The 23230-nt window shown below is 73.7% G+C and carries 17 protein-coding genes; 7 read left to right on the forward strand and 10 right to left on the reverse strand.

The window, feature by feature from the left end:
• Positions 1–267 precede the first annotated feature (267 nt).
• Positions 268–2142: an ABC transporter ATP-binding protein gene (locus QSK20_RS14670; protein ID WP_285789323.1), complete on the forward strand. Its 1875-nt coding sequence runs from the start codon at positions 268–270 to the stop codon at positions 2140–2142.
• A gap of 5 nt (positions 2143–2147) precedes the next feature.
• On the opposite strand, the gene QSK20_RS14675 is transcribed toward QSK20_RS14670, so the two are convergent.
• Positions 2148–3740 carry a hypothetical protein gene (locus tag QSK20_RS14675; protein ID WP_285789172.1) on the reverse strand — a complete coding sequence of 531 codons (1593 nt, stop codon included), beginning with the start codon at positions 3738–3740 and terminating at the stop codon, positions 2148–2150.
• A 165-nt stretch (positions 3741–3905) separates the two neighbouring features.
• Here QSK20_RS14675 and valS point away from each other — a divergent pair, with 165 nt between their 5' ends.
• On the forward strand, positions 3906–6470 hold the full coding sequence (gene valS, locus QSK20_RS14680) for a valine--tRNA ligase (protein ID WP_285789173.1): 2565 nt from the start codon (positions 3906–3908) through the stop codon (positions 6468–6470).
• Between the two features lie 123 nt (positions 6471–6593).
• Here the strand turns inward: valS and QSK20_RS14685 are convergent, their stop codons facing one another.
• Genes QSK20_RS14685 through QSK20_RS14700 form a run of 4 tightly spaced genes read right to left on the reverse strand, consistent with a single transcriptional unit; the run spans position 6594 to position 10012 of the window.
• Positions 6594–7304, reverse strand: a complete 711-nt coding sequence (locus QSK20_RS14685) for an ABC transporter permease (RefSeq protein ID WP_285789174.1) — start codon at positions 7302–7304, stop codon at positions 6594–6596.
• A gap of 5 nt (positions 7305–7309) precedes the next feature.
• Complete coding sequence (locus QSK20_RS14690) at positions 7310–8221, reverse strand: ABC transporter ATP-binding protein (RefSeq protein WP_285789175.1); 912 nt, start codon at positions 8219–8221, stop codon at positions 7310–7312.
• A complete protein-coding gene (locus QSK20_RS14695; protein ID WP_285789176.1) occupies positions 8218–9105 on the reverse strand; it encodes an ABC transporter permease in 888 nt (295 codons plus the stop codon). The genes QSK20_RS14690 and QSK20_RS14695 overlap by 4 nt, the downstream gene beginning before the upstream one ends.
• Positions 9098–10012, reverse strand: coding sequence for an ABC transporter ATP-binding protein (locus QSK20_RS14700; RefSeq protein WP_285789177.1), 915 nt, complete (start codon positions 10010–10012; stop codon positions 9098–9100). The genes QSK20_RS14695 and QSK20_RS14700 overlap by 8 nt, the downstream gene beginning before the upstream one ends.
• 456 nt (positions 10013–10468) lie before the next feature.
• Here QSK20_RS14700 and cysC point away from each other — a divergent pair, with 456 nt between their 5' ends.
• From cysC to galT, 3 genes are all read left to right on the forward strand, one after another.
• Positions 10469–11998, forward strand: a complete 1530-nt coding sequence (cysC, locus tag QSK20_RS14705) for an adenylyl-sulfate kinase (RefSeq protein ID WP_285789178.1) — start codon at positions 10469–10471, stop codon at positions 11996–11998.
• Positions 11999–12389: 391 nt separating this feature from the next.
• Positions 12390–13202, forward strand: coding sequence for a DeoR/GlpR family DNA-binding transcription regulator (locus tag QSK20_RS14710; RefSeq protein ID WP_285789179.1), 813 nt, complete (start codon positions 12390–12392; stop codon positions 13200–13202).
• Positions 13199–14272 carry a galactose-1-phosphate uridylyltransferase gene (galT, locus tag QSK20_RS14715; protein ID WP_285789180.1) on the forward strand — a complete coding sequence of 358 codons (1074 nt, stop codon included), beginning with the start codon at positions 13199–13201 and terminating at the stop codon, positions 14270–14272. Before QSK20_RS14710 ends, galT begins: the two co-directional genes overlap by 4 nt.
• Before the next feature lie 324 nt (positions 14273–14596).
• On the opposite strand, the gene QSK20_RS14720 is transcribed toward galT, so the two are convergent.
• From QSK20_RS14720 to purH, 4 genes are all read right to left on the reverse strand, one after another.
• A complete protein-coding gene (locus tag QSK20_RS14720) occupies positions 14597–15814 on the reverse strand; it encodes an NADP-dependent isocitrate dehydrogenase (protein WP_285789181.1) in 1218 nt (405 codons plus the stop codon).
• A gap of 261 nt (positions 15815–16075) precedes the next feature.
• Complete coding sequence (locus QSK20_RS14725; protein ID WP_285789182.1) at positions 16076–17026, reverse strand: malate dehydrogenase; 951 nt, start codon at positions 17024–17026, stop codon at positions 16076–16078.
• Between the two features lie 79 nt (positions 17027–17105).
• Positions 17106–17981 (reverse strand): bifunctional methylenetetrahydrofolate dehydrogenase/methenyltetrahydrofolate cyclohydrolase, encoded by an 876-nt coding sequence (locus tag QSK20_RS14730; protein WP_285789183.1) that lies wholly within the window; start codon positions 17979–17981, stop codon positions 17106–17108.
• A 346-nt stretch (positions 17982–18327) separates the two neighbouring features.
• The gene (gene purH / locus QSK20_RS14735; protein ID WP_502888898.1) at positions 18328–20517 is read right to left on the reverse strand and encodes a bifunctional phosphoribosylaminoimidazolecarboxamide formyltransferase/IMP cyclohydrolase; all 2190 of its coding nucleotides are present in this window, start codon (positions 20515–20517) and stop codon (positions 18328–18330) included.
• A 206-nt stretch (positions 20518–20723) separates the two neighbouring features.
• On the opposite strand from purH, the gene QSK20_RS14745 reads away from it, so the two are divergent.
• On the forward strand, positions 20724–21017 hold the full coding sequence (locus QSK20_RS14745; RefSeq protein ID WP_088982147.1) for a CD225/dispanin family protein: 294 nt from the start codon (positions 20724–20726) through the stop codon (positions 21015–21017).
• 34 nt (positions 21018–21051) lie between these two features.
• Positions 21052–21699 (forward strand): DUF4190 domain-containing protein, encoded by a 648-nt coding sequence (locus QSK20_RS14750; RefSeq protein ID WP_285789184.1) that lies wholly within the window; start codon positions 21052–21054, stop codon positions 21697–21699.
• A gap of 139 nt (positions 21700–21838) precedes the next feature.
• Here the strand turns inward: QSK20_RS14750 and QSK20_RS14755 are convergent, their stop codons facing one another.
• The gene (locus QSK20_RS14755; protein ID WP_285789185.1) at positions 21839–23140 is read right to left on the reverse strand and encodes a cell division protein PerM; all 1302 of its coding nucleotides are present in this window, start codon (positions 23138–23140) and stop codon (positions 21839–21841) included.
• Between the last annotated feature and the right edge of the window lie 90 nt (positions 23141–23230).

Genomic DNA, 23230 nt, shown 5'->3' on the forward strand with positions numbered 1-23230 from the left:
GTCGGGGCGGAGCAGCCGGTCGGGGCGGAACGGAACGCCGGGGCCGAGCAGCCGGTCGGGGCGGAACGGAACGCCGGGGCCGAGCAGCCGGTCGGGGCGGAACGGAACGCCGGGGCCGAGCAGCCGGTCGGGGCGGAACGGAACGCCGGGGCCGAGCAGGCGGTCGGGGCGGAACGGAACGCCGGGGCCGAGCAGGCGGTCGGGGCGGAACGGAACGCCGGGGCCGAGCAGGCGGTCGGGGCGGAACGGAACGCCGGGAGGGAGCCGGTGGTCGGGGCGGAACGGAACGCCGGGAGGGAGCCGGTGGATCTGGGGCGCTGGCGGGGGCGCGGCACCGATCCGGACGCCGACCCGGGCCCGGGCGAGGAGAACGGTCCGGAGGCGCTCGCCCGGCTGCGGGCCCGCAGTCGCGCTCTCCTGGCGGACCTGTTGCGACCGCACCGGGGGCGACTCGCGCTGGCCATCGCCCTGCTGCTGGCGCAGAACGCCGCCGGGTTGGCGGGCCCGTTCCTGGTCATGTACGGCATCGACCACGCGATCGCGCCGTTGCGCGCCGACGAGCCGGGGCCGCTGGTCGCCGTCGCGGCGGCCTTCGCGGCGGCCGCCACCGTCGAGTACGCGAGCAAGCGCGGCTTCCTCATCCTCTCCGCGCGGATCGGCCAGGCCGTCCTGCTCGACCTCCGGCAGCGGGTGTACGGGCACTTCCTGCGCCTGCACGTGGCCTTCCACGAGCGGTACACCTCGGGACGGATGGTCTCCCGGCTCACCAGCGACCTGGACTCGATCGCGGAGCTGCTCGACGGGGGCGTGGACAATCTCGTGCTCGCCGTGCTGTCGATCCTGTCGGTGGCCGGCGTGCTGCTCTGGCTGGACCCGCCGCTGGCCGTGGTGACCCTGCTCGCCTTCCCCCTGCTGTTCCTGCTGTCCCGCTGGTTCGCGCGGGCCTCGGCCGCCGCGTACCGGCGCACCCGGGAGTCGGTGGCGCTGGTGATCGTCCACCTCGTGGAGTCGCTGCGGGGGATCCGGGCCGTGCAGGCGTACCGGCGGGAGGCCCGCAACCAGCGCATCTTCGAGGCGGTGAACGACGACTACCGGCGCTCCAGCGTGCACGCGTTCCAGTTGATCGCGGTGTACTCGCCGGGCATCAAGCTGGTCGGCAACGTCACCGTGGCAGGCGTGCTGACCTACGGCGGCTGGCGGGTGCTCGGCGACCGCCTCGACCTCGGCGTGCTCGCCGCGTTCCTGCTCTACCTGCGCCGCTTCTTCGAGCCGATGCAGGAACTGAGCCAGTTCTACAACACGCTCCAGTCCGCCACGGCGGGACTGGAGAAGCTCGCCGGGGTGCTCGACGAGCGGCCCGGGGTGGCGGAGCCCACCCATCCCCGGCCGCTGCCGGTCGGCGGGGTCCGGGGCGCGGTGCGGTTCCGCTCGGTGACCTTCGGCTACCGGCCGGGGGCACCGATCCTCACCGACCTCGACCTGGAGGTGCCGGCCGGGCAGACCGTCGCCCTGGTCGGGGCGACCGGAGCGGGCAAGTCCACGGTGGCGAAGCTGCTCGCCCGGTTCCACGATCCGGACGCCGGCGCGGTCAGTCTGGACGGGGTGGACCTGCGCGACGCGGCCGACGCCGAACTGCGCCGGGCGGTGGTCCTGGTCACCCAGGAGAACCACCTGTTCAGCGGCACGGTGGCGGAGAACATCCGGTTCGGCCGTCCGGACGCGGACGACGCGGCGGTACGGGCGGCGGCGCGGGCGGTCGGGGCGCACGACTTCATCGCCGCGCTTCCCGACGGGTACGCCACCGAGGTGCACCGGCGGGGTGGCCGGCTCTCCGCCGGGCAACGGCAGCTCGTCGCGTTCGCCCGGGCCTTCCTGGCCGACCCGGTGGTGCTGATCCTGGACGAGGCGACCTCGTGCCTGGATGTGCCCACGGAACGGGTGGTGCAGCACGCGCTCGGCACCATCCTGCGGGACCGGACCGCCCTGGTGATCGCGCACCGGCTCTCCACGGTGCGGATCGCCGACCGGGTGCTGGTGCTCGACCGGGGCCGGATCGTCGAGGACGGCCCACCCGACCGGCTGGTCAGCGCCGACGGCCGGTACGCGCGGTTGCACCGGCAGTGGCGCGACTCGCTCACCTGAGCAGGTCAGGGCGTACGCGCCACGACCGGTTCGGGAGCGGCACGACGGTCGACCAGCAGGCCGAGGCCGAACAACAGTGCGAGCAGCACGGCGGCGGCGACGGTGAGCAGCGGGAGGGTGAGCGGCGGAACCAGTCCGGGCGGCGTGACCTGCGCCCGGATCGCCAACGGGGTGGCGGCCTGCGCGGCGAGCACCAAGCCGGCCGCCCCGACCAGCAGCGTGGCGCTGCGCCAACCCTTGTCCACGTCGGCGCGGGACACCGCCCCGGGACGGGGGACGGGCTCGGGGGCCGGCGCGGGGTGGGAGACGGGCCCGGGAGCCGGCGGGGCAGCCTCGGGCCGACCGGGTGGGACGGCTCCCGGCTGCCAGGCCAGGCCGGGTTCACGGGTGACGACGAGGGTGAGGCCGGAGCCGAGCGCCAGGCCGAGGCCGAGGGCGGTGAGCACCACACCGGCCCCCGCGGCCACCGGCGACTCCAGGCGGACCGCCGGGGTGGCCAGTGGCAGCGCCACGGCGGCCAGCACGATCCCGAGGGCTTCCCAGGGCAGGATCCGTTCGGCGTACCGGGTCAGGGCCACGCCGCCCGCCACCGCGGCGAGCCCGATCAGCGCGGCCAGGAAGGTCACCGTCGGCGCGACGACGCCGGTGGGCCCGCCGCCGGTCACGGCGATCGGGCCGGCCGCGACGGCGAGCACCACCCAGCGCGCGCCGACCACACCGAGCGCGCGGAGCGCGTACCCGAGCAGGAGCAGCCCGGCCACCACCGTGAGGGGCACGACCAGCAGCCGGGCGGCGGTCACGGCGGCCTCCTCCAGTCCCGGTCCCGGCCGGAGCCGGGCCCGGACCACCGACCAGCGCACCGCGAATCCGGCGGCGACGAGCAGCCCGACGGCCGCCACCACCGGCACCGGGGTCCAGCGCAGCGAACCGCCGGCCGGCCCGGGGCCACCCCGCCGCCAGGAGAGCAGCAGCGCGGCGGCGACCAACACCACGGCCAGCCAGAGCGAGATCTGGTACGGCTGGACGCGGCCCGGCACCGGCGGGGTCGCCCGGAGCAGCGCGCCGTACGCCGGTTGCCCGACCAGGCCGGCGGCGAGCCCGACCGCCACCGGCACCCGCACCGGGCGGACCGACCCGCCGGCCACCAGGAGCACACCGCCGAGGGCCAGGCCGACCCCCACCGCCCCGACCAGGAAGGCCGGCACGTGCCCGGCGGCGACCGCGTTGGCGGGCAGCAGCATCCCGCCGGCCGTGACCAGGTCGGTGACCCCGGCGAGCAGCAGCCCGACGAGGGCGACCGGCCAGCCGCCGACCCGGTACGGCAGGGCGCCGGCCGCCACCGCGAGGGCCAGCGCCACCGGGGCGAGCACCCCGGCGCGCACCGGCGCGAACGGCGTCAGGTCGGTGTAGCCGGTGAGCATCGTCATCGCCGGCAACGCGGCCGCGGAGAGCACCCCCGCCGCGAAGGCCGCCACCGCCCCGACCACACCGGCCGCCCCGACCACACCGGCCGCCCCGACCACACTGGCCGGCTCGGGTGCCCGCCCGGCCGGCGACGGTCCGCTCCCCGGCGCTCCGCTCACCCGGTCGACCCGCACGCCCGCCTCCTCTCCGGCCGGCGGCACGCCACCGGCGTCCGGTCGGCGACGTGGTCACCCGTCGTCGCGCGTCGATGCTGCCACAGGCCGCCCACCGGGCACCCCGCCCGCGACGGCCGGATTTACTCCCGGCGGGCGGAGCCGGTCCGGATCTACGATCGACCGATGACTGATACGGCGAGGACGGCCCGCGCCGGAGTCCCCGAGCGTCCGACCCTGGACGGCATCGAGGAGACCTGGGCGCGCCGCTGGCAGGAGGAGGGCACGTACGCGTTCGACCGCAGCAGGGAGCGGGCGGACGTATACGCGATCGACACCCCGCCGCCGACCGTATCCGGCGAGCTGCACATGGGACACGTCTTCTCGTACACGCACACCGACACGGTGGCCCGCTTCCAGCGGATGCGTGGCAAGGCGGTCTTCTACCCGATGGGCTGGGACGACAACGGGCTGCCGACCGAGCGCCGGGTGCAGAACGTGTACGGCGTGCGCTGCGACCCGTCGTTGCCGTACGACCCGGACTGGACGCCGCCCGACGCCCCGGTGGACGACGCGGCCCGGAAGAACCCGACCTCGATCTCCCGGCGCAACTTCGTCGAGTTGTGCGAGCGGCTCACCGGCGAGGACGAGCAGGTCTTCGAGGCGCTGTGGCGGCGGCTCGGGTTGTCGGTGGACTGGTCGCTGACGTACACCACGATCGGGCGGGTGGCGCGGGCCACCTCGCAGCGGGCGTTCCTGCGCAACCTGGCACGCGGCGAGGCGTACCAGGCGGAGGCACCGACCCTCTGGGACGTCGGTTTCGCCACCGCGGTGGCCCAGGCGGAGCTGGAGGATCGGGAGCGGCCCGGCGCGTACCACCGGCTGCGGTTCCACGCGGCCGGCGGGCGGGAGGTGCTGATCGACACCACCCGGCCGGAGCTGCTGCCGGCCTGCGTGGCGCTGGTCTGCCACCCGGACGACGAACGCTACGCCGACCTGGTCGGCACGCTGGTGCGTACCCCGGTCTTCGGGGTGGAGGTGCCGGTGCGCGCGCATCCGCTGGCGGACCCGGCCAAGGGCACCGGCGTCGCGATGGTCTGCACCTTCGGCGACCTCACCGACGTGACCTGGTGGCGGGACCTGGACCTGGACACCCGGGTCGTGGTCGGCCGGGACGGGCGGCTGCTGCCGGAACCGCCGGACGACGTGCCGGCGGCGACCTACGCGGCGCTGGCCGGGCAGACCGTGAACGGTGCCCGGCGGGCGGTGGTGGAACTGTTGACCGGCACGGGTGACCTGGTCGGCGAGCCGCGTCCGATCACCCACCCGGTGAAGTTCTACGAGCGCGGCGACCGGCCGTTGGAGATCGTCTCCACCCGGCAGTGGTACCTGCGCAACGGCGGTCGGGACGCGGAGCTGCGCGCGGCGCTGCTCGACCGGGGCGCGGAGCTGAACTGGGTGCCGGGGCACATGCGCCACCGCTACGAGCACTGGGTGGGCGGCCTGACCGGCGACTGGCTGGTGAGCCGGCAGCGGTTCTTCGGCGTGCCGGTGCCGGTGTGGTACCGGCTCGACGACGCTGGCGAGCCGGTCTGGGCCCAGCCTCTCACACCGGAGGAGTCCACGCTGCCGATCGACCCGTCCAGCGATCCGCCGCCCGGCTTCGACGAGGCGCAACGCGGGAAACCGGGCGGTTTCATCGGTGACCCGGATGTTCTCGACACCTGGGCCACCTCGTCGTTGACGCCGCAGATCGTCGGCGGCTGGGAGACCGACCCGGACCTGTTCGCCCGGGTCTTCCCGATGGACCTGCGCCCGCAGGGGCAGGAGATCATCCGTACCTGGCTCTTCTCCACCGTGGTCCGCGCCCACCTGGAGCACGGGGTGCTGCCCTGGCGGGACACCGTCCTCTCCGGCTGGATCCTCGACCCGGACCGGAAGAAGATGTCCAAGTCCAAGGGGAACGTGGTGACCCCGATGGCGCTGCTGACCGAACACGGCTCGGACGCGGTGCGGTACTGGGCGGCCAGCGGCAAGCCCGGCATGGACCTGGCCTTCGACCCGGCCCAGATCCGGATCGGGCGACGGCTGGCCACCAAGATCCTGAACGCGTCGAAGTTCGCCCTCGGGCTGGGGGCCGCCGACGCGTTGCGCGCCCCGGCGACGGAACCGCTGGACACCGCCATGCTCGCCGAACTCTCCGGCGTGGTCGCCACGGCGACCACCGCCTTCGACGGGTACGACCACACGGCCGCCCTCCAGGCGACCGAGGCGTTCTTCTGGCGGTTCTGCGACGACTACATCGAGCTGGTGAAGGAACGCGCCTACGGCACCGGGCCCGGGGCGGACTCGGCCCGCGCGGCGCTCGCCACCGCGCTGTCGGTGCAGCTGCGGCTCTTCGCCCCGGTGCTGCCGTACGTGACCGAGGAGGTCTGGTCGTGGTGGCGGTACGGCTCGGTGCACCGCGCGCCCTGGCCCACCACGTACGAGGTCCAGCGGGCGGTCCGGGGCACCGGTGACCCGGCGCTGCTGCGGCTGGCCGGGGACGCGCTCAGCCAGGTGCGGCGGGCCAAGTCGGAGCGGAAGCTCTCGATGCGGACCGAGGTGCCGCTCGCCGAGGCGCTCGCCCCGGCCGCCGTCCTCGACCAGCTCGCCCTGGTCGCCGACGACCTGCGCGCGGCCGGCCGGATCACCACCCTCGACCCGGTCCCCGACCGCACCACGGAACTCGTCATCGCCTGCGCCTTCTGACGCCACCGCCCACCGCCCGCCGACCGCCAACTGGCGTCCGACGCCCGCTGGGCGGGCGGCTTGGTTGGTAGCAGGGGACCCCTGTTACTCCTTTTTGATGAGCAGGGGACCCCTGTTACCACCTCAGCTGGTTTCGCCGGCGACGCTGAAGGAGCGGAGCCGGTTGACGGCCAGCACGGTGAATCCGACGACGACCAGCGTGGTCATCACCGCCGACACCGACACGGTGACCGTGGTGGACAGCAGTGCGGTGGGGGCGATCCGGTCGGCCAGCGCGATCACGTACTGCTGGATGGAGAGCACCTTGGTGCCGCTCACGAAGTTGCCGAGCAGCCCCTCCCAGATCAGCACGTAGACCAGGCCGAGCAGCACCGGCCGCCGGGTGACCAGGCTGAGCGCCACGAACAGTGCGGAGTACGCCAGCGCGCCGATCGCCGACGCGAGCGCCAGCGCCAGTCCGAACCGGACCGAGTGGGCGAGCACGCCCCCGACGTACAGCGGCACGGCGCAGGAGACCGCGGTGACGCCAGCCGCCACCGCGAGCTTCGGCAGCACGATCTGCCAACGGGGCAGCGGCTTGGTCAGGATGTGCACCACGGTGCCGTCGTCGATCTCGGCGCCGAGCACGCCGGTGCCGACGATCAGGGCGACCACCGGCAGCACCACGGCCAGACCGAGCCCGACCAGCACCGGCGGTGCCCACTGGCCGGGGTCGACGCCGAGCGACCGGGACAGCACCGCCAACGCGACCAGGATCAACGGCAGCGGGACGAGCATCAGGGACCGGCGGCGGCCGAAGAGGCCGCGCGCGGTGATCCAGGTGACGGTCGACATGTCAGCTATGCCTCCACCAGGTAGGAGAAGACGCTCTCCAGGGACTCGTCCTCGGGCAGCAACCGCCGCACCCGGATGCCCTGGTCGAGCGCGATCCGGGGCAGCGCCCGGGTGAACGCCCCGTAGTCGCCGGCCCGTACGGTCAGTCCGGACCGGTCCAGCTCGACGCCGTTGACCGACGGCTCGGCCATCAGCGCCACGGCCAGCGCCCGGTCGTCGGTGGACTGGACGGCGAAGACGTGCGGCCGGTTGGTCATCAGCCGGCGGATGGTGCGGAAGTCGCCGGAGGCGGCCAGCCGACCGGCCACCATCACCTGCACGGTGCCGGAGACCTGCTCGACCTCCTCCAGGATGTGCGAGCTGAACAGGATCGTCCGGCCGTCGTCACCGAGGCGGTGGAGCAACTGCATCATGTGCAGCCGCTGACGTGGGTCCATGCCGTTGAACGGCTCGTCGAGCAGGAGCACCTGTGGGTCGTGCACCAGCGCCGCGGCCACCCGGGTCCGCTGCCGCATGCCCTTGGAGTAGGTGCCGATCCGTCGGTCCTGCGCGCCCTCCAGCTCGACCAGGTTGATCGCGCGGCGGGCCGCCTCCGCCGGGTCGGGCAGCTTGTGCAGCTTCGCACTGGCCAGCACGAACTCGTACGCGGTGAGGAAGGTCTGCACCGCCTCGCGCTCGCTGACCAGGCCGAGCCGCCGGTAGACGTCGGGGTGTCGCCAGGTCGGCTCGCCGTCGAGGGTGACCGTGCCCCGGGAAGGGGCCAGGAACCCGGCCATCATGTGCAGCAGGGTGGTCTTGCCGGCCCCGTTCGGACCGAGCAGGCCGGTCACCCCGGGGCCCAGGGACATGGTGACGTCGTTGACCGCCACCACGTTGCCGTACCAGCGGGAGACGCCGGTAAGGGTCAGTTCACTCATGCGGAGGCGACCTTCCGGTATCGGGCGAGCAGCAGCGCGACGGAGCCGGCCACCAGGAGGACCGCGGCCACGGCGTAGAGCGGGCCGAACCCGCCGATCGGGAGGTCCGTGGAGCCGCCACCCGGCGAGGCGAGCAGGTCGCCGAGGGCCCAGCCGCCGATCGACTGCACCAGCGTGGACGGGGAGGCCAGGAAGGCCAGCTCGTTGACCGTGGTCGAGGGCATCACCTGGAGCGTGCCGACGATCGGGGTGGTCATCAGGAACACCGCGACCACGCCACCGGCGGCGAACGCCCGCTTGCCGGTGAGCGAGGCGACCAGCAGCCCGACCGAGGCGAAGACGACCGCCCACAGCCCGGCGTAGAGCAACCCGGGCAGCAGGTCGAGCAGTTCGTCCCAGGCGCCCCGCCAGCCCTTGCCGGTGGTGAACGCGGCCCCGACGAACATCAGCAGCTGCGGCGCGCCGAGCAGCAGCCAGAGCGCGGTCACCAGGGCGGCGAGCTTGGCCAGCGGGTAGTCGGAGCGGGGCAGCGGTCGGGAGAAGTAGAGCGGGAGCACGCCGCTGCGCAGGTCGCGGGAGACCAACTCGGGCGCGACCACCGCGACGAAGAAGATCACCAGCCAGCTCATCGCGTCGGCGAACTGGGCGTACGTGAGCACGACCTCGCCGATCTGGGTCCGCACCGCGGTCGCCCCGGCGGCCACCACGACGACGATCGCCACGATCAGCCACGGGAAGATCTTGGCCTTGGCGCTGCGGCCGAGGCCGAACGCGGTCCGCAGTCCGTGCCCGTAGAGCGCGCCGAAGACCTGGCGGCGGCCGAGGCGGGGCCCGGCGTAGCGCTGGTAGCCGATGTCGTGGATGACCCCGGTCGGCTCAGGCATTGATCGGCTCCCTCGGTGCGAAGAGTTCGGCCACCCGGTGCCGGCGCTGGTCGAGCCGGTGCAGCGGCAGGTCCAGCTCGGCGACCGCGCCGAGGATCAGGTCGTAGGTCCGTTCGTCGGCGAGCGGGACGAGCAGCATCCGGCCGTCCCGGCCCACCGGCAGGTCGAGCGCGGCGAGCCGGGCCGCCAGCTCCTCCGTACCCTCGCTGACCTCGACGGCGAGGATGTCGGTGGCGGAGGTCATCGCGGAGATCCGGTCGGCGCGCAGCAGCCGTCCGCCGTCGATGGCGACCAGGGTGTCGCAGATCCGCTCGACCTCGCCGAGCAGGTGCGAGCAGACCACCACGGAGATGCCGAACTCGTTGCCGATGCGGTGGACGAGGTTGAGCATGGCGTCCCGGCCGGCCGGGTCGAGGCCGTTGGTCGGCTCGTCGAGCAGGAGGAGGTCCGGGTCGTGCACCAGCGCCTGAGCCAGCTTGACCCGCTGCTTCATGCCGGTGGAGTAGCCGCCGACCGGCCGGTACCGCTCCTCGTAGAGGCCGACGTGGCGCAGCGCCTCGGAGGCCCGTTCCCGGGCGACGGTGCGGGGCAGTCCGCTGATCCGGCCGAGGTGGGTGACGAACTCGGCGGCGGAGAGGTCCGGCGGGAGGCAGTCGTGTTCGGGCATGTAACCGACCCGGGCCCGGACGGCGGCCGGGTCGGCGGTCGGGTCGAGGCCGAGCACCTGGACGGAACCGCTGGTCGGGGCGAGCAGGCCCAGCAGGATCTTGATGAGGGTGGACTTTCCGGCGCCGTTGGCACCGACCAGCCCGACGATTCCCGGTTCGACCGCGACGGTCAGGTCGGCCAGCGCCGTGACCCGTCCACCGTAGGTCTTGGTCAGCGACTCGGTCGCGAGCAGTGTCACACCGCTCAGCCTAGGGAGCCGGCGCACGGCGGGACATCAGGTCCGCCCCTGATCCTGTGTCGCACGCTCCACTAGGGGGCAACCGACGCACGTCCTCGCAGGTCACACAGGGTGCGGACGGCGGGACGAGGAGTCACGTGCCGGCCCGGGTGGGCGGCCGGTGGCCCGACCGCGCCGGCCGGGGCGGTCGGGATGACGGGTTCCCGACGGCGGACGTCCCACGGAGATCGGCCGTTCGACATCCGGACGGCACGATTCGGCCGCCGGGTGCCGCCCGTGGCAGGCGGCACCGCGCTGACCAGCGTCGCTGTTCACGGCGAACGGTCCGCGCCGTGGCACCGGACGGCGGCGCGGGCAGCCGGACGACGGCCCGGGGAGCGTGATCGTGGGGTGGCACTCTCGACCGATCGCCGGTCTGCTGCGAAACTGTGTGCCGGTCAGCGAGTGGGGGGTGTGATGAGCAACGGCTGGGTGCTGCCCGACGACGTGCTCCGGGACGCGCCGGTGTTCACACCGCGCCCGGTCGAGCTCGCCGACCTGGAGCTGCTGCTGAGCGGGGCGTACGCGCCGTTGACCGGCTTCATGACGCGGGCCGACCTGACCTCGCTCAGTCGCCGGGGACGGCTCGCCGACGGTACGCCCTGGCCGGTGCCGGTCACCCTCCAGGTGCCGGCGGCCGTGGCCGAGGGGCTGCGGCTGGACGACCCGGCGGGCCGGGTGCTGGTGCTCACCGACGGCGAGGGCGCCCCGCTCGCCGCGCTCGACGTGCGGGACGTCTGGTCGGGCCGGGACGGCACCGCCGGGCTGGGTGGCCCGGTCCAGCGGATCGGCGACGGTGGCCATGCGCCGTTCCAGCGGTTGCGGCGCACCCCGGAGGAGGTCCGGGCGCTGCTGCCTCCCGGGCGGGTGCTCGGGGTGATCGCCGACCGGCCGCTGCACCGGCCACAGCTCGCCCAGATCGCGCACGCGGCCCGGACGCTCGGCGCGCACCTGCTGCTGATGATCCCGGTCGGCGAGGAGGCCACCGGCGGCCTGCCGTCCGAGGCGCTGGTCCGCGCGGTCTTCGCCGCCCGGGACCGGATGCCCCCGGCCACCCTGATCACGGTGCCGCTGACCCGGCGGCGGGACGAGATCAGCGACGCGCTGCTGCGGGCCCGGGTCTCCGCCGCCTACGGCGTGACGCACCTGCTCTCCACCGAGGAGACCCTCTCCGGCGCCGGACTGCGGGTGCTGGTGCCCCGGGAACTGGCCTACGACAACCGGGACGGGCAGTGGCGCTGGCGGGACGACATCCCGCCGCGCAACCGGCGGCTGGCCTTCACCCAGGAGGAGATCGACGACCACCTGGACCGGGGCTTCCCGCTGCCGGAGTGGCACACCCCACCGGCGGTCGCGAAGGAGCTGGCCCGTGCCCGGCCGCCGCTGCGGCACCGCGGCCTGGTGGTCTTCCTGACCGGGCTCTCCGGGTCCGGCAAGTCGACGATCGCCAGCGGGCTCGCCGACGCGCTGCGGGAGGCCGGGGACCGGACGATCACCCTGCTCGACGGGGACGTGGTGCGGCGGGAACTCTCCGCCGGGCTGACGTTCAGCCGGGCGGACCGCGACCTCAACGTGCGGCGGATCGGCTGGGTGGCCGCCGAGATCGCCCGGCACCGGGGGGTGGCGATCTGCTGCCCGATCGCCCCGTACGCCCAGGCGCGGGCGACCGCGCGGGAGATGGCGGAGTCCGCCGGGGCGGGTTTCGTACTGGTCCACGTCGCCACCCCGCTGGAGACCTGCGAGCAGCGGGACCGCAAGGGTCTCTACGCCCGGGCCCGGGCGGGGCTGCTCACCGGGATGACCGGCGTCGACGACCCGTACGAGGAGCCGACCGACGCGGACCTGGTGGTGGACACCTCGGACATCTCGATCGAGGAGGCGGTGCAGCGGGTGCTGCACCTGCTGACCGAGGTCGGCTGGGTGGAGCCCCGCCTGGCTCCGGCCTGACCTGACAGTCCGCCCTCCGGCCCGTCCCGGGGCCGCCGCGCCTCCGCCCGTCGGCCCCGGGACCGCTCGACCCGGGGCGGCCGGACACAGGACGGCTCGACCCGGAACGGCCCGACGCCGGAACAGCCGGATACGGAACGGCCCGACAGGGGACCGCCTGCCCGGGAACTGCCTGCCCTGGGACCGCCCGGCCCTGGACTGTCCGACCCGGCGGGACGCCGAGGGTCGCCGGTGGCAGCCGGCCGGGGCGGAGCCTCCGCCACACCGTCGGCGAACGCCGGCCGCCGCACGCCCGCCGGCCGCCTTCCGCATCGTGCACGCGTCGCGCTAGTGTTCATCTTTGTTGGAACACGTTCGGGAAAGTCGGGCGGCTCGGGAGCGGAGGCTGGAGATGCTGGCGCGGCAGCGACAAGCAGCCATCCTGGAGCGGGTGCGGGCGACCGGCGGCGTACGGGTCAGCGACCTCGCCGCCGAGTTCGGCGTCTCCGACATGACCATCCGCCGCGACCTGGACGCGCTGGACGCCCAGGGCCTGCTGGCCAAGGTGCACGGCGGAGCCACCGTGGCCGACCCCTCGGCGGCCGACGAACCCGGCTTCGACGCCAAGTCGGTACGCCAGCCGGCCGAGAAGGCGATCATCGCCGCGCACGCCGCCCGGTTGGTCCGCCCCGGCGCGGCCGTCGCCCTCTCCGCCGGTACGACCACCGCCGCGCTGGCCCGTCGCCTGGTCGACGTACCGGCGCTGACCGTGGTCACCAACTCGTTGCCGGTGGCGGAGGTCTTCCACGCAGGCGGCCGGCCGGACCAGACGGTGATCCTCACCGGCGGCATCCGGACACCCTCGGACGCGCTGGTCGGGCCGCTGGCCGTGGCGGCGATCCGGTCCCTGCACCTGGACGTGCTCTTCCTCGGGGTGCACGGCATCAGCGAACGGGCCGGCTTCACCACGCCGAACCTGATGGAGGCGGAGACCAACCAGGCGTTGATGGCCTCCGCCGACCGGCTGGTGGTGCTCGCCGACCACACCAAGTGGGGGCTGGTCGGTCTCTGCTCGATCGGCGGGCTGGACTGCGCGGACGTGGTGGTGGTCGACGACCGGCTGCCCGAGGAGGGCCGCCGGGTGCTCGGCGAGCAGGTGACGGAGCTGATCGTCGTGGAGCGGTCGCCCGGCGGTCGCCCGGCGACGGAAGGGACACCGGCATGAGGCGTACGGTCACCAAACTGGCCGACGGTCGTGAACTGATCTACTTCGACGAGCGGGACGACGTCGTCCGCGACGAACCGGACCGGCGGGAACTCCCCCCGCCCCCGCCCGCGTCGCAGCTACGCTACGACCCCCTGCTCGACGAGTGGGTGGCGGTGGCGGTGCACCGGCAGGCACGCACCTTCCTCCCCCCGGCCGACCAGTGCCCGCTCTGCCCCTCGAAGGGTGACCGGCAGAGCGAGATCCCGGCCTCCGGGTACGACGTGGTGGTCTTCGAGAACCGCTTCCCCGCGCTCAGCCAGCGGATCGCCGACGAACCGCCGGCCATCACCCCGTTCACCGAGATCCGGCCGGGGCTGGGCCGCTGCGAGGTGGTCTGCTTCACCGACGACCACCACGCCGCGTTCGTCGACCTGCCGCCGGAGCGGGTGCGGACCGTCCTCGACGCGCTCGCCGACCGGACCACCGCCCTGGCCGAACTGCCCGGGGTCGAGCAGGTCTTCTGCTTCGAGAACCGGGGCGTGGAAATCGGGGTGACCCTGCACCACCCGCACGGCCAGGTCTACGCGTTCCCCTTCGTCACGCCCCGGACCCGGACGATGCTGGCCGCCGCGCGCCGGCACGCCGAGCGCACCGGTGGCAACCTCTACGCCGACGTGCTCGCCGCCGAACGGGCCGCCGGTGACCGGGTGGTGGCGGAGAACGAGCACTGGACGGCGTACGTGCCGGCGGCGGCCCGCTGGCCGTTCGAGGTGCACCTGGCCCCGCACCGGCCGGTGCCGGACATCCCGGCGCTCGACGACGCGGAGCGGGACGCCTTCGGCCCGCTCTACCTGGACGTGCTGCGCCGCTTCGACGGACTGTTCGACCTGCCGATGCCGTACATCGCGGCCTGGCACCAGGCCCCGGTCCGTGTCGACCGCGAGCTGGCCCACCTGCATCTCCAGCTGTTCAGCATCCGGCGGGCGGCGGACAAGCTGAAGTACCTCGCCGGGACGGAGTCGGGGATGGGCGTCTTCATCAGCGACGTCGCCCCGGAGCGCGCCGCGCAGTTGCTGCGCGAGGCCTGAGGCACCGGCGGCCGGTCACCGTTCGGGCGGGACCGGGCACCCGACCCGTCGTCCGCTGCGGGAACAGGGCGCGGGGGGCCCGGGACAGGGCCCCCCGCTGGGAAGGGACGGCTGGCTGCGCACGACAGCCGGGAAGGCTGGCTGGTCGGCGCTCACATGTCGCATGCGACCGTGGTCAACCTTCCTGGACGCGACTGGCATCACGTCCACCCTGTCAACGACCGGACGCCCCGTCCGGTGACGCGGGCACGCGGCGCGTGGGCTTCTCCGGCGGGACGCACGGAGCCCGCCGGCTACGGCCGACGGGCTCCGGGGTGGGCGTGATCAGGCGCCGAGGCGGCGGGCCAGGTTCTCGTCCAGGGCGTTCATGAACTCGTCGGTGGTCAGCCACGGGGCGTCCCGCGAGATGAGCAGCGCGAGGTCCTTGGTCATCTGGCCGCCCTCGACGGTGTCGACGATGACCTGCTCCAGGGTGTTGGCGAACTCGGTGACCGCCGGGGTGTTGTCCAGCTTGCCCCGGTGGGCCAGGCCCCGGGTCCAGGCGTAGATGGAGGCGATCGGGTTGGTCGAGGTCTTCTCGCCCTTCTGCCACTGCCGGTAGTGCCGGGTGACGGTGCCGTGCGCGGCCTCCGCCTCGACGGTGCGGCCGTCCGGGGACAGCAGCACGGAGGTCATCAGGCCGAGCGAGCCGAAGCCCTGGGCCACCGTGTCGGACTGCACGTCACCGTCGTAGTTCTTGCAGGCCCAGACGTAGCCGCCCTCCCACTTCAGCGCGGCGGCGACCATGTCGTCGATGAGCCGGTGCTCGTAGGTGATGCCGGCGGCGTCGAACTCGGCCTTGAACTCGTTCTCGAAGATCTCGGCGAAGATGTCCTTGAACCGGCCGTCGTACGCCTTGAGGATGGTGTTCTTGGTGGACAGGTAGACCGGGTAGCCGCGGTCCAGGCCGTACCGGAACGAGGCACGGGCGAAGTCCCGGATCGACTCGTCGAAGTTGTACATGCCCATGGCGATGCCGCCGCCGGTGAAGTTGGCGACCTCCATCTCGACCGGGGCGCCACCGTCGGTCGGGGTGTAGGTGACGGTCACCTTGCCCGGGCCGGGGACGACGAAGTCGGTGGCCTTGTACTGGTCACCGTGGGCGTGCCGGCCGATGATGATCGGCTTGGTCCAGCCCGGCACCAGCCGCGGCACGTTCGACATGATGATCGGCTCACGGAAGACGACGCCACCGAGGATGTTCCGGATGGTGCCGTTGGGCGAGCGCCACATCTTCTTCAGGCCGAACTCCTCGACCCGGGCCTCGTCCGGCGTGATGGTGGCGCACTTGACTCCGACGCCGTGCTCCTTGATGGCGTTGGCGGCGTCGATGGTGACCTGGTCGTCGGTCTCGTCGCGGTACTGGATCGAGAGGTCGTAGTAGTGCAGGTCGACGTCGAGGTAGGGCAGGATCAGCTGCTCCCGGATCTGCTTCCAGATGATCCGGGTCATCTCGTCGCCGTCGAGCTCTACGACCGGGTTGTTTACCTTGATCTTCGCCATCGGCCGGCGCTCCTCTCGGGGGACACGTGCTCAAGCAGTACGAGCGTACTGGAACTTGCCCGGTCCCTCGCAGCTGGCCCTCCACCTCCCCCGGAAGAGCAACGATCCTCCGGCCCGCCGTGGCGATCGGAGATCGGCTCAGGAGGGCGGACCGGAGGATCAGCGCGTCGACCGGGGCGGCTGGCGCCGCGCCACCGTCCGGGTCACCGACCGGCCGCCCGAGGGCTGGTCGGGGCGTCGGCGACCCGGACGGTCGCGACGTCACATGTTGGCGACGTCGGCCTGCTTGGCCCGGACCGCCTCGGCGGCCTCCTTCAGGCTGGCCAGCTCGTCGGCGTCCAGCTCGGTGGTGACGACCCGCTTCACGCCCTCGGCGCCCAGCTCCGCCTCGACGCCCAGGTAGACGCCGGAGATGCCGAACTCACCGTCGACCCAGGCGCAGACCGGCATGACCTCGCCGGAGTCCTCGGCGACCGCCTTGGCCATCCGGGCGGCGGCGGCGGACGGGGCGTAGTACGCCGAACCGGTCTTGAGCAGGGCGACCACCTCGGCGCCGCCGTTGCGGGTCTTGACGACCAGGTCCTCGATCTGCTCGGCCGGCATCACGTCACGCAGCGGCTTGCCGTCGACGCTGCTGCGCGACGGAACCGGGACCATGGTGTCGCCGTGCGAGCCCAGGGTGAGCGTCGTCACCGACTTCACCGGTACGTTGAGCGCCTCGGCGACGAAGTTGCTGAACCGGGCGGTGTCGAGCATGCCAGCCTGGCCCAGCACCCGGTTCTTCGGGAACCCGGTGGCGATCTGGGCCAGCGCGGTCATCTCGTCGAGCGGGTTGGAGACGACGATGACCACGGCGTTCGGGGCGAAGCGGGCGACGTTCTCGGAGACCTGACGGACGATCTTGGCGTTGGTCTCCAGGAGGTCCATCCGGCTCATGCCCGGCTTGCGGGGCAGGCCGGCGGTGATCACGACGACGTCCGAACCTTCGATCGCCTCGTAGCCCTCGCCGTTGGGGCCGGTGGTCGCACCGACGATCTTGGTCTCGAAGCCCTCGATCGCCCGCGACTGGTTGAGGTCGAGGGCGAGGCCGGCGGGCTTCCCCTCGACGATGTCGGTGATCACGACGGTGTCGAAGATGTCGTACTCGGCCAGGCGCTGTGCGGTGGTGGAGCCGTAGAAGCCGGCCCCGACGACAGTGACCTTCTTACCCATGGTCGTCCCACTCCCTGCTACCAGTCGGTTTTCCGGACCGTATCAGCCATCCTGGCACCGGACCGGCCGGGTCGGACGGTTATGACGTAGTCGGCACCTCGCGCTCGGCGCGCTCGACCACGTTGGTCAGCAGCATCGCCCGGGTCATCGGCCCGACACCACCGGGCATCGGGACCAGCGCACCGGCCGTCTCGGCGACCTCGGGATCGACGTCACCGGTGTAGCGGCCCTTGCCGTCCGCCCCGATCACCCGGGTGATGCCGACGTCAACCACCACCGCCCCCGGGCGGACCATGTCGGCGGTGAGCAGGCCGGGGACCCCGGCGGCCACGATCACGATGTCGGCGGCCCGGGTGTGCGCGGCCAGGTCGAGGGTGCCGGTGTGGCAGAGGGTCACCGTCGCGTTCTCGCTGCGCCGGGTCAGCAGCAGGCCGAGCGGACGACCGACCGTGTTGCCCCGGCCGACCACGGCGACGTTCGCCCCACGCAGCGGCACGTCGTGCCGGCGCAGCAGTTCCACGATGCCGCGCGGCGTGCAGGGCAGCGGCCCGTCGTAGCCGAGCACCAGCCGGCCGAGGTTGACCGGGTGCAGGCCGTCCGCGTCCTTCTGGGGGTCGATCATCTCCAGCGCCCGCTGGGTGTCCAGGTGCGCCGGCAGCGGCAGCTGGACGATGTAGCCGTGGCACGCCGGGTCCGCGTTCAGCTCGGCGAGCACCGCGTCCACCTGCTCCTGCGTGGCGTCGGCCGGCAACTCGCGCCGGATCGAGGCGATGCCCACCTCCGCGCAGTCCCGGTGCTTGCCGTTGACGTACGCCTGGGAGCCCGGGTCGGCGCCGACCAGCACCGTGCCCAGCCCCGGGGTGATGCCCCGCTCCGCCAGTGCCTTGACCCGCACCCGCAGCTCGTCCTTGATCTCCGCCGCGGTCGCCTTGCCGTCCAGGATCGTCGCCGTCACTCCCCGATCGTCTCACGCCCGGCACCCGACGTTCCGCCGACCCGTTCCTTGTCCCCGTGCCACCCGCGCCGACCTGGGGTGATCCGGACCCGCGGCACACGGCCGGGCCACGTACCAGCGCTCACCCTCCGTCACCTCCCCGGCCCGACGTGCGGGGCGTGGGGTGCCGGCCGGTGTGGTTGCAGGGGTCCCCTGCTCGGCGGAATCCGGTAACAGGGGACCCCTGCAGGCACCGGAGAAAGCACGCCCGCCACCAGCGGCGCCGGCAGAGGCCGGCGACCGTGCGCGACCGCCGGCAGAGCGCCGGCGTCCATCGGTGGAACGCCGGCGCTCTGCCGGTGGCGGGTCAGTGGAAGAAGTGCCGGGTGCCGGTGAGGTACATGGTCACGCCGGCCTCGGCGGCAGCGGCGATCACCTCGTCGTCCCGGATCGAACCGCCGGGCTGCACGACGGCGCGGACCCCCGCGTCGATCAGCACCTTGAGCCCGTCAGCGAACGGGAAGAACGCGTCCGAGGCGGCGACCGCACCCCGGGCCCGGTCCGCACCGGCCCGGTTCACCGCGAGGTGCGCCGAGTCGACCCGGTTGACCTGCCCCATGCCGACCCCGACGGTCGCCCCGTCGGCGGCGAGCAGGATCGCGTTGCTCTTGACCGAGCGGATCGCCCGCCAGGCGAAGGCCAGGTCGCGCAGGAGGTCGCCGTCGGCCGGTTCGCCGGCCACCAGCCGCCAGGCGGCCGGGTCGTCGCCGGGGGCGTCCACCCGGTCGGCCATCTGCACCAGCACACCGCCGCTGACCTGTCGCCACTCGGCCGGCGGCGGGGCCCAGACCGGGGCACGCAGCAGGCGCAGGTTCTTCTTGGCCTGGAGCACCTCGACCGCGCCCGCCTCGAACTCCGGTGCCACCAGGACCTCGGTGAATATCTCCGCGACCTGCTTGGCCAGCTCGACGGTGACCGGCCGGTTGACCGCGATCACCCCGCCGTACGCGGAGACCGGGTCGCAGGCGTGCGCCCGGCGGTGCGCGTCGGCCACGTCGACGCCGACCGCGATGCCGCACGGGTTGGCGTGCTTGATGACCGCCACGGCCGGCTGGTCGGCGAAGTCGTTCGCCGCCCGCCAGGCGGCGTCCGCGTCGACGTAGTTGTTGTACGACATCTCCTTGCCGTGCAACTGCTCGGCCTGGGCCAGCCCGACCGGGGTGTCCGGGTCGGTGTAGAGGGCGGCCTGTTGGTGCGGGTTCTCGCCGTAGCGCAGCGCCCGCTGGGCGCGCAGTCCCAGACCGGCGAAGGCGGGCCAGTCCGCCTCCTCCGGGTCGAGCTGCGCCGCGCACCAGTTCGCCACCGCGATGTCGTACTCGGCGATGTCGGCGAAGGCGCGGGCGGCGAGCGCACGACGCTGCGCCAGCGAGAAACCGCCGCCACCGAGAGCGGCAACCACCGCCGGGTACGCGGCCGGATCGGTCACCACGGCGACCGAGGCGTGGTTCTTCGCGGCGGCCCGGACCATCGCCGGCCCGCCGATGTCGATCTGCTCGACGCACTCGTCGACGCCCGCGCCGGAGGCCACCGTGGCCTGGAACGGGTACAGGTTGGAGACCAGCAGGTCGATGCCGGCGATGCCGTGCTCGTCGAGCTGGGCGGCGTGCGAGTCCTTGCGCAGGTCGGCGAGGAGGCCGCCGTGGATCTTCGGGTGCAGGGTCTTGACCCGGCCGTCGAGGATCTCCGGGAACCCGGTCACCGACTCGACGGCGGTCACCGGCACCCCGGAGCCGGCGATCGTCGACGCGGTGCTGCCGGTCGAGACGATCTCGACCCCGGCGTCGTGCAGGGCCCGGGCCAGCTCGACCAGCCCGCTCTTGTCGTAGACGCTGACCAGCGCCCGCCGGATCGGCCGGCGCCCGTCGGAGGGGGTGTTCACGCCAACGGTGACCTTTCTTTCGGTGATCGTCCAACCTTCGCGGACCAGGCGGCCGACCTGCTCGACGAGCTGCCGCCGCTCGGCCACCTTGATGCGCTCGGTGAGCGTCTCCTCGTCGTCGTCGTCGCGCACCGGCACCGCGACCTGGGCGACGATCGGACCGGTGTCCATGCCCGCGTCGACGAAGAAGAGGGTCGCGCCGGTGACCTTCACGCCGTAGGCGAGGGCGTCCCGGGGCCCGTGGATGCCGGGGAAGGCCGGCAGCAGGGTGTTGTGGGTGTTCAGGTAGCGGTCGGCGAAGGCGGCCAGGAACTGCGGGCCGACGAGCTTCAGGAAACCGGCGGAGACGACCAGGTCGGGGCGGTGCGCGGCGACCTGGGCGGTGAGCGCGGCGTCCCAGTCCGCACGGCTGGGATGGTCCTTCAACCGCTCCACGAAGGTCGGCACCCCGGCGGCGGTGGCCCGGTCCAGCCCGGCGATGCCGTCCCGGTCGGCGCCGACCGCGACCACCCGGGCTCCGTACGCCGGGTCGGCGCCGGCATCCAGCAGGGCCTGGAGGTTGCTGCCGGAACCGGAGACGAGGACGACGATGCGGGCGGTGGACGCGGGCTCGGTCACCCGGTCACCCTATCGGGCCGGCGACGGCCCCGTTCCGCTGGCCAGACCCTCCGCCAGCCGGTCCTCACCGTGGGACCACGCCCCGCCGGTCACCCCGGACGTCGCCCCGAACAGGTACTCTGCCCCCGCTCGATACTCGACACGCGAACGGCCCACCCCACCTGCGGGCGGCCCGGCTCGCGGTCACCGATCAAGGAGTTCACCCCATGCAGCCCGGATACCCTCAGCAGCCGCCGCAGCAGATCGACAACAACATGACCATGTCGATCGTGGCCATCTTCCTCTTCTGGCCGCTCGCCATCCCCGCGCTGATCAACGCCTCCAAGGTCAACCCGCTGGTGCAGCAGGGTAACTACGCGGCGGCCCAGGCCGCCGCGGCGGAGAGCAAGAAGTGGTCGAAGTGGGCCCTCATCGTCGGCCTCTCCTGGTACGTCATCGTCCTGATCTGCTGCCTGCTGGGTGGCCTCGGGTCGCTGATGGGTACCGACACAACCGTCTGACCCTCCCAACGCCGCACAGCAAGGAGCGCAGCCCGTGCAGCCCGACAACCCCGGCCAGGACCCGTACGGCCAGCAGCCGCCCTCGGATCCCACCTCGCCGCAGTACTCCGACCCGTACGGTCAGTCGGCGCAGCCGTCCTACGGCCAGCCGTCGCACGACCCGTACGGTCAGCAGCCGCAGGACCCGTACGGGCAGCCGCCGGCCTCGGGCCAGCCGTACGGGCAGCCGACTTCGGGGCAGCCGTACGGGCAGCCGACCTCCGGTCAGCCCTACGGGCAGCCGCCGACTTCGGGCCAGCCGTACGGGCAACCCGCCTCCGGTCAGCCGTACGGGGACCCGTACGCGCAGCAGCAGCCCTACGGCGCGGCGCCGGGCTACCCGGGCGGACAGTACGGCCAGTACGGTGTGACGCCGCAGAACAACAACCTCGGCCTGATCGGGATGATCCTCGGCATCACCTCGATCGTCTTCGCGATCTGCTGCGCCTTCCTCGGCATCATCCTCGGCATCGCCGGCGTGGTGCTGGGCGTGATGGGCCAGAAGAAGGCGGAGCAGGGGCTGGCCAGCAACAAGGGCCAGGCCACGGCCGCCCTGATCACCGGCGCGGTGGGCATCGTCCTCGGCCTGGCCAACGCGATCCTCGGCGCCGCACTGAACCTGAACTCGCTGAACCTGTCCTGACCAGCGACCTGTGGCCCACAGGCGGGGCGTCCGGAAGTCCTCCGGGCGCCCCGCCGCCGTCTGCCCCCCCGATCCGGGCGCACCGCGCGGGGCGGCGACCGACGCGACGGGCGGGAGACCGGCGGGGCCCCGCCCGGGCTCAGGGACGGGGGGTGGGCTGGCGGGTGAAGGCACGGGTGGCGGCGGCTCCGAGCAGCGCGCCGACCGCCACGACCGCGGTGGTCACGGCGGTCACCTGCCAGGCGACCGGCCCCACCTCGGCGAGCCGGCCGCCGCCGAGCGGGCCACCGGAGACCGCCGCCGCCGCGCCCACCAGCAGGCCGGCCACCGGCCCGGCGAGGGCCGCCGTGCCGAGCAGCGGCCCCCAGTGAAGCGGGGTCCGGTCGTCGGCCGCCGACCGGAGCAGGCGGCGGGCGAGCAGCCAGCCGGCCGCCATCCCGATCAGGACCGGCACCGCGAGCAGCAACGCGCCGAGCCCGTCGACCGGCCCGCGCGGCAGGCCGGCGAGCAGCGGTACGGCCGGCAGCGCGCCGACGGAGACCTCACTGGTGCGTACCGCCGTGTCGGTGCCCACCGCGAAGCCGGGGCCGAGCAGGTAGCTGGTCGCCCAGATCGCGGCGTTCGGCGCGTAGGCGAGGCTGACCAGGGTGATCCCGGCCTGCCCGGCCACCCCGGTCCGGTAGGCGCCGATCATGTCGGCGGCGTCGCCGCCACCGGTGGCGATGGCCAGTCCGGCGGCCCCCGCGCCCGCCCCGGCCAACAGCAGTCCGGCGACCAGGCCGGTGCGGACCCCGTCGTGCAGCGCGCTGGGCACCCGCCGGAGCAGCCGGTCGGGGGCACCGGTCGTCCGCAGCGCGCCCACCAGGGCGGCGGCCACGCCGACGAGCCCCAGGGTCACCCCGGCCCGTAGCGGGGAGAGCCCCGTCCCGGCGGCGAGTGCGGCGAGCACGCCGAGCAACGCGTACCCGCAACCGACCGCGCCGGCCGCGACGAACGCCGGACGGACCTCCCCGGCACCCCGCGCGCCCAGCGCCCGGGTGGTGTGCACCCCGGCCCGGGTCAACCGCCAGACGACCAGTGCGGTCAGGGCCAGCGGGGCGAGGCCGAGCGGGCCGGCGCTGGTGTCGAGCGGTACCCCGTGGCCGAGCAGCCAGCCGGCCAGGCCGGCGCGGAGCGCACCGACCACCGACGCGGCGTCCTCGCTGAGCTGCATCAACCCGAGCACCACGACTACCGGCAGGTACGAGGTGAGGGCGGCCCAGCCGGCGGCCACCACGGCGGCGACGGCGAGCGGGGCGCGCCGACGACGGGGGGCGGCCGCCCGGTCGGTCGCTCCGGGACGCCGGGGACGCGGCCGGGGAACCGCGGCACGACCACCCGGCCGGTCGTCGGGGTCGACGCCAGCGGAACGGCGAGGCTGATCAGGGGTGATGGAGGACATCGGGTTCCACTCTGGCACGCCGGACGAGCGGGGGCAGTCCGATAACCCGGCGGATCACCGATGAGTTCGGTGATCCTTCCGCCCGGGACG

The organism is Micromonospora sp. NBRC 101691 (assembly GCF_030269285.1).
GTDB lineage: Bacteria > Actinomycetota > Actinomycetes > Mycobacteriales > Micromonosporaceae > Micromonospora > Micromonospora echinospora.

What these genes read in the sequence shown, in the direction of transcription:
- valS (WP_285789173.1), top strand. Translation starts at nt 3,906, where the DNA reads ATGACTGATACGGCGAGGACGGCCCGCGCCGGAGTCCCCGAGCGTCCG.
- QSK20_RS14685 (WP_285789174.1), bottom strand. Translation starts at nt 7,304, where the DNA reads ATGTCGACCGTCACCTGGATCACCGCGCGCGGCCTCTTCGGCCGCCGC.
- QSK20_RS14690 (WP_285789175.1), bottom strand. Translation starts at nt 8,221, where the DNA reads ATGAGTGAACTGACCCTTACCGGCGTCTCCCGCTGGTACGGCAACGTG.
- QSK20_RS14695 (WP_285789176.1), bottom strand. Translation starts at nt 9,105, where the DNA reads ATGCCTGAGCCGACCGGGGTCATCCACGACATCGGCTACCAGCGCTAC.
- cysC (WP_285789178.1), top strand. Translation starts at nt 10,469, where the DNA reads ATGAGCAACGGCTGGGTGCTGCCCGACGACGTGCTCCGGGACGCGCCG.
- QSK20_RS14710 (WP_285789179.1), top strand. Translation starts at nt 12,390, where the DNA reads ATGCTGGCGCGGCAGCGACAAGCAGCCATCCTGGAGCGGGTGCGGGCG.
- galT (WP_285789180.1), top strand. Translation starts at nt 13,199, where the DNA reads ATGAGGCGTACGGTCACCAAACTGGCCGACGGTCGTGAACTGATCTAC.
- QSK20_RS14720 (WP_285789181.1), bottom strand. Translation starts at nt 15,814, where the DNA reads ATGGCGAAGATCAAGGTAAACAACCCGGTCGTAGAGCTCGACGGCGAC.
- QSK20_RS14725 (WP_285789182.1), bottom strand. Translation starts at nt 17,026, where the DNA reads ATGGGTAAGAAGGTCACTGTCGTCGGGGCCGGCTTCTACGGCTCCACC.
- QSK20_RS14745 (WP_088982147.1), top strand. Translation starts at nt 20,724, where the DNA reads ATGCAGCCCGGATACCCTCAGCAGCCGCCGCAGCAGATCGACAACAAC.
- QSK20_RS14755 (WP_285789185.1), bottom strand. Translation starts at nt 23,140, where the DNA reads ATGTCCTCCATCACCCCTGATCAGCCTCGCCGTTCCGCTGGCGTCGAC.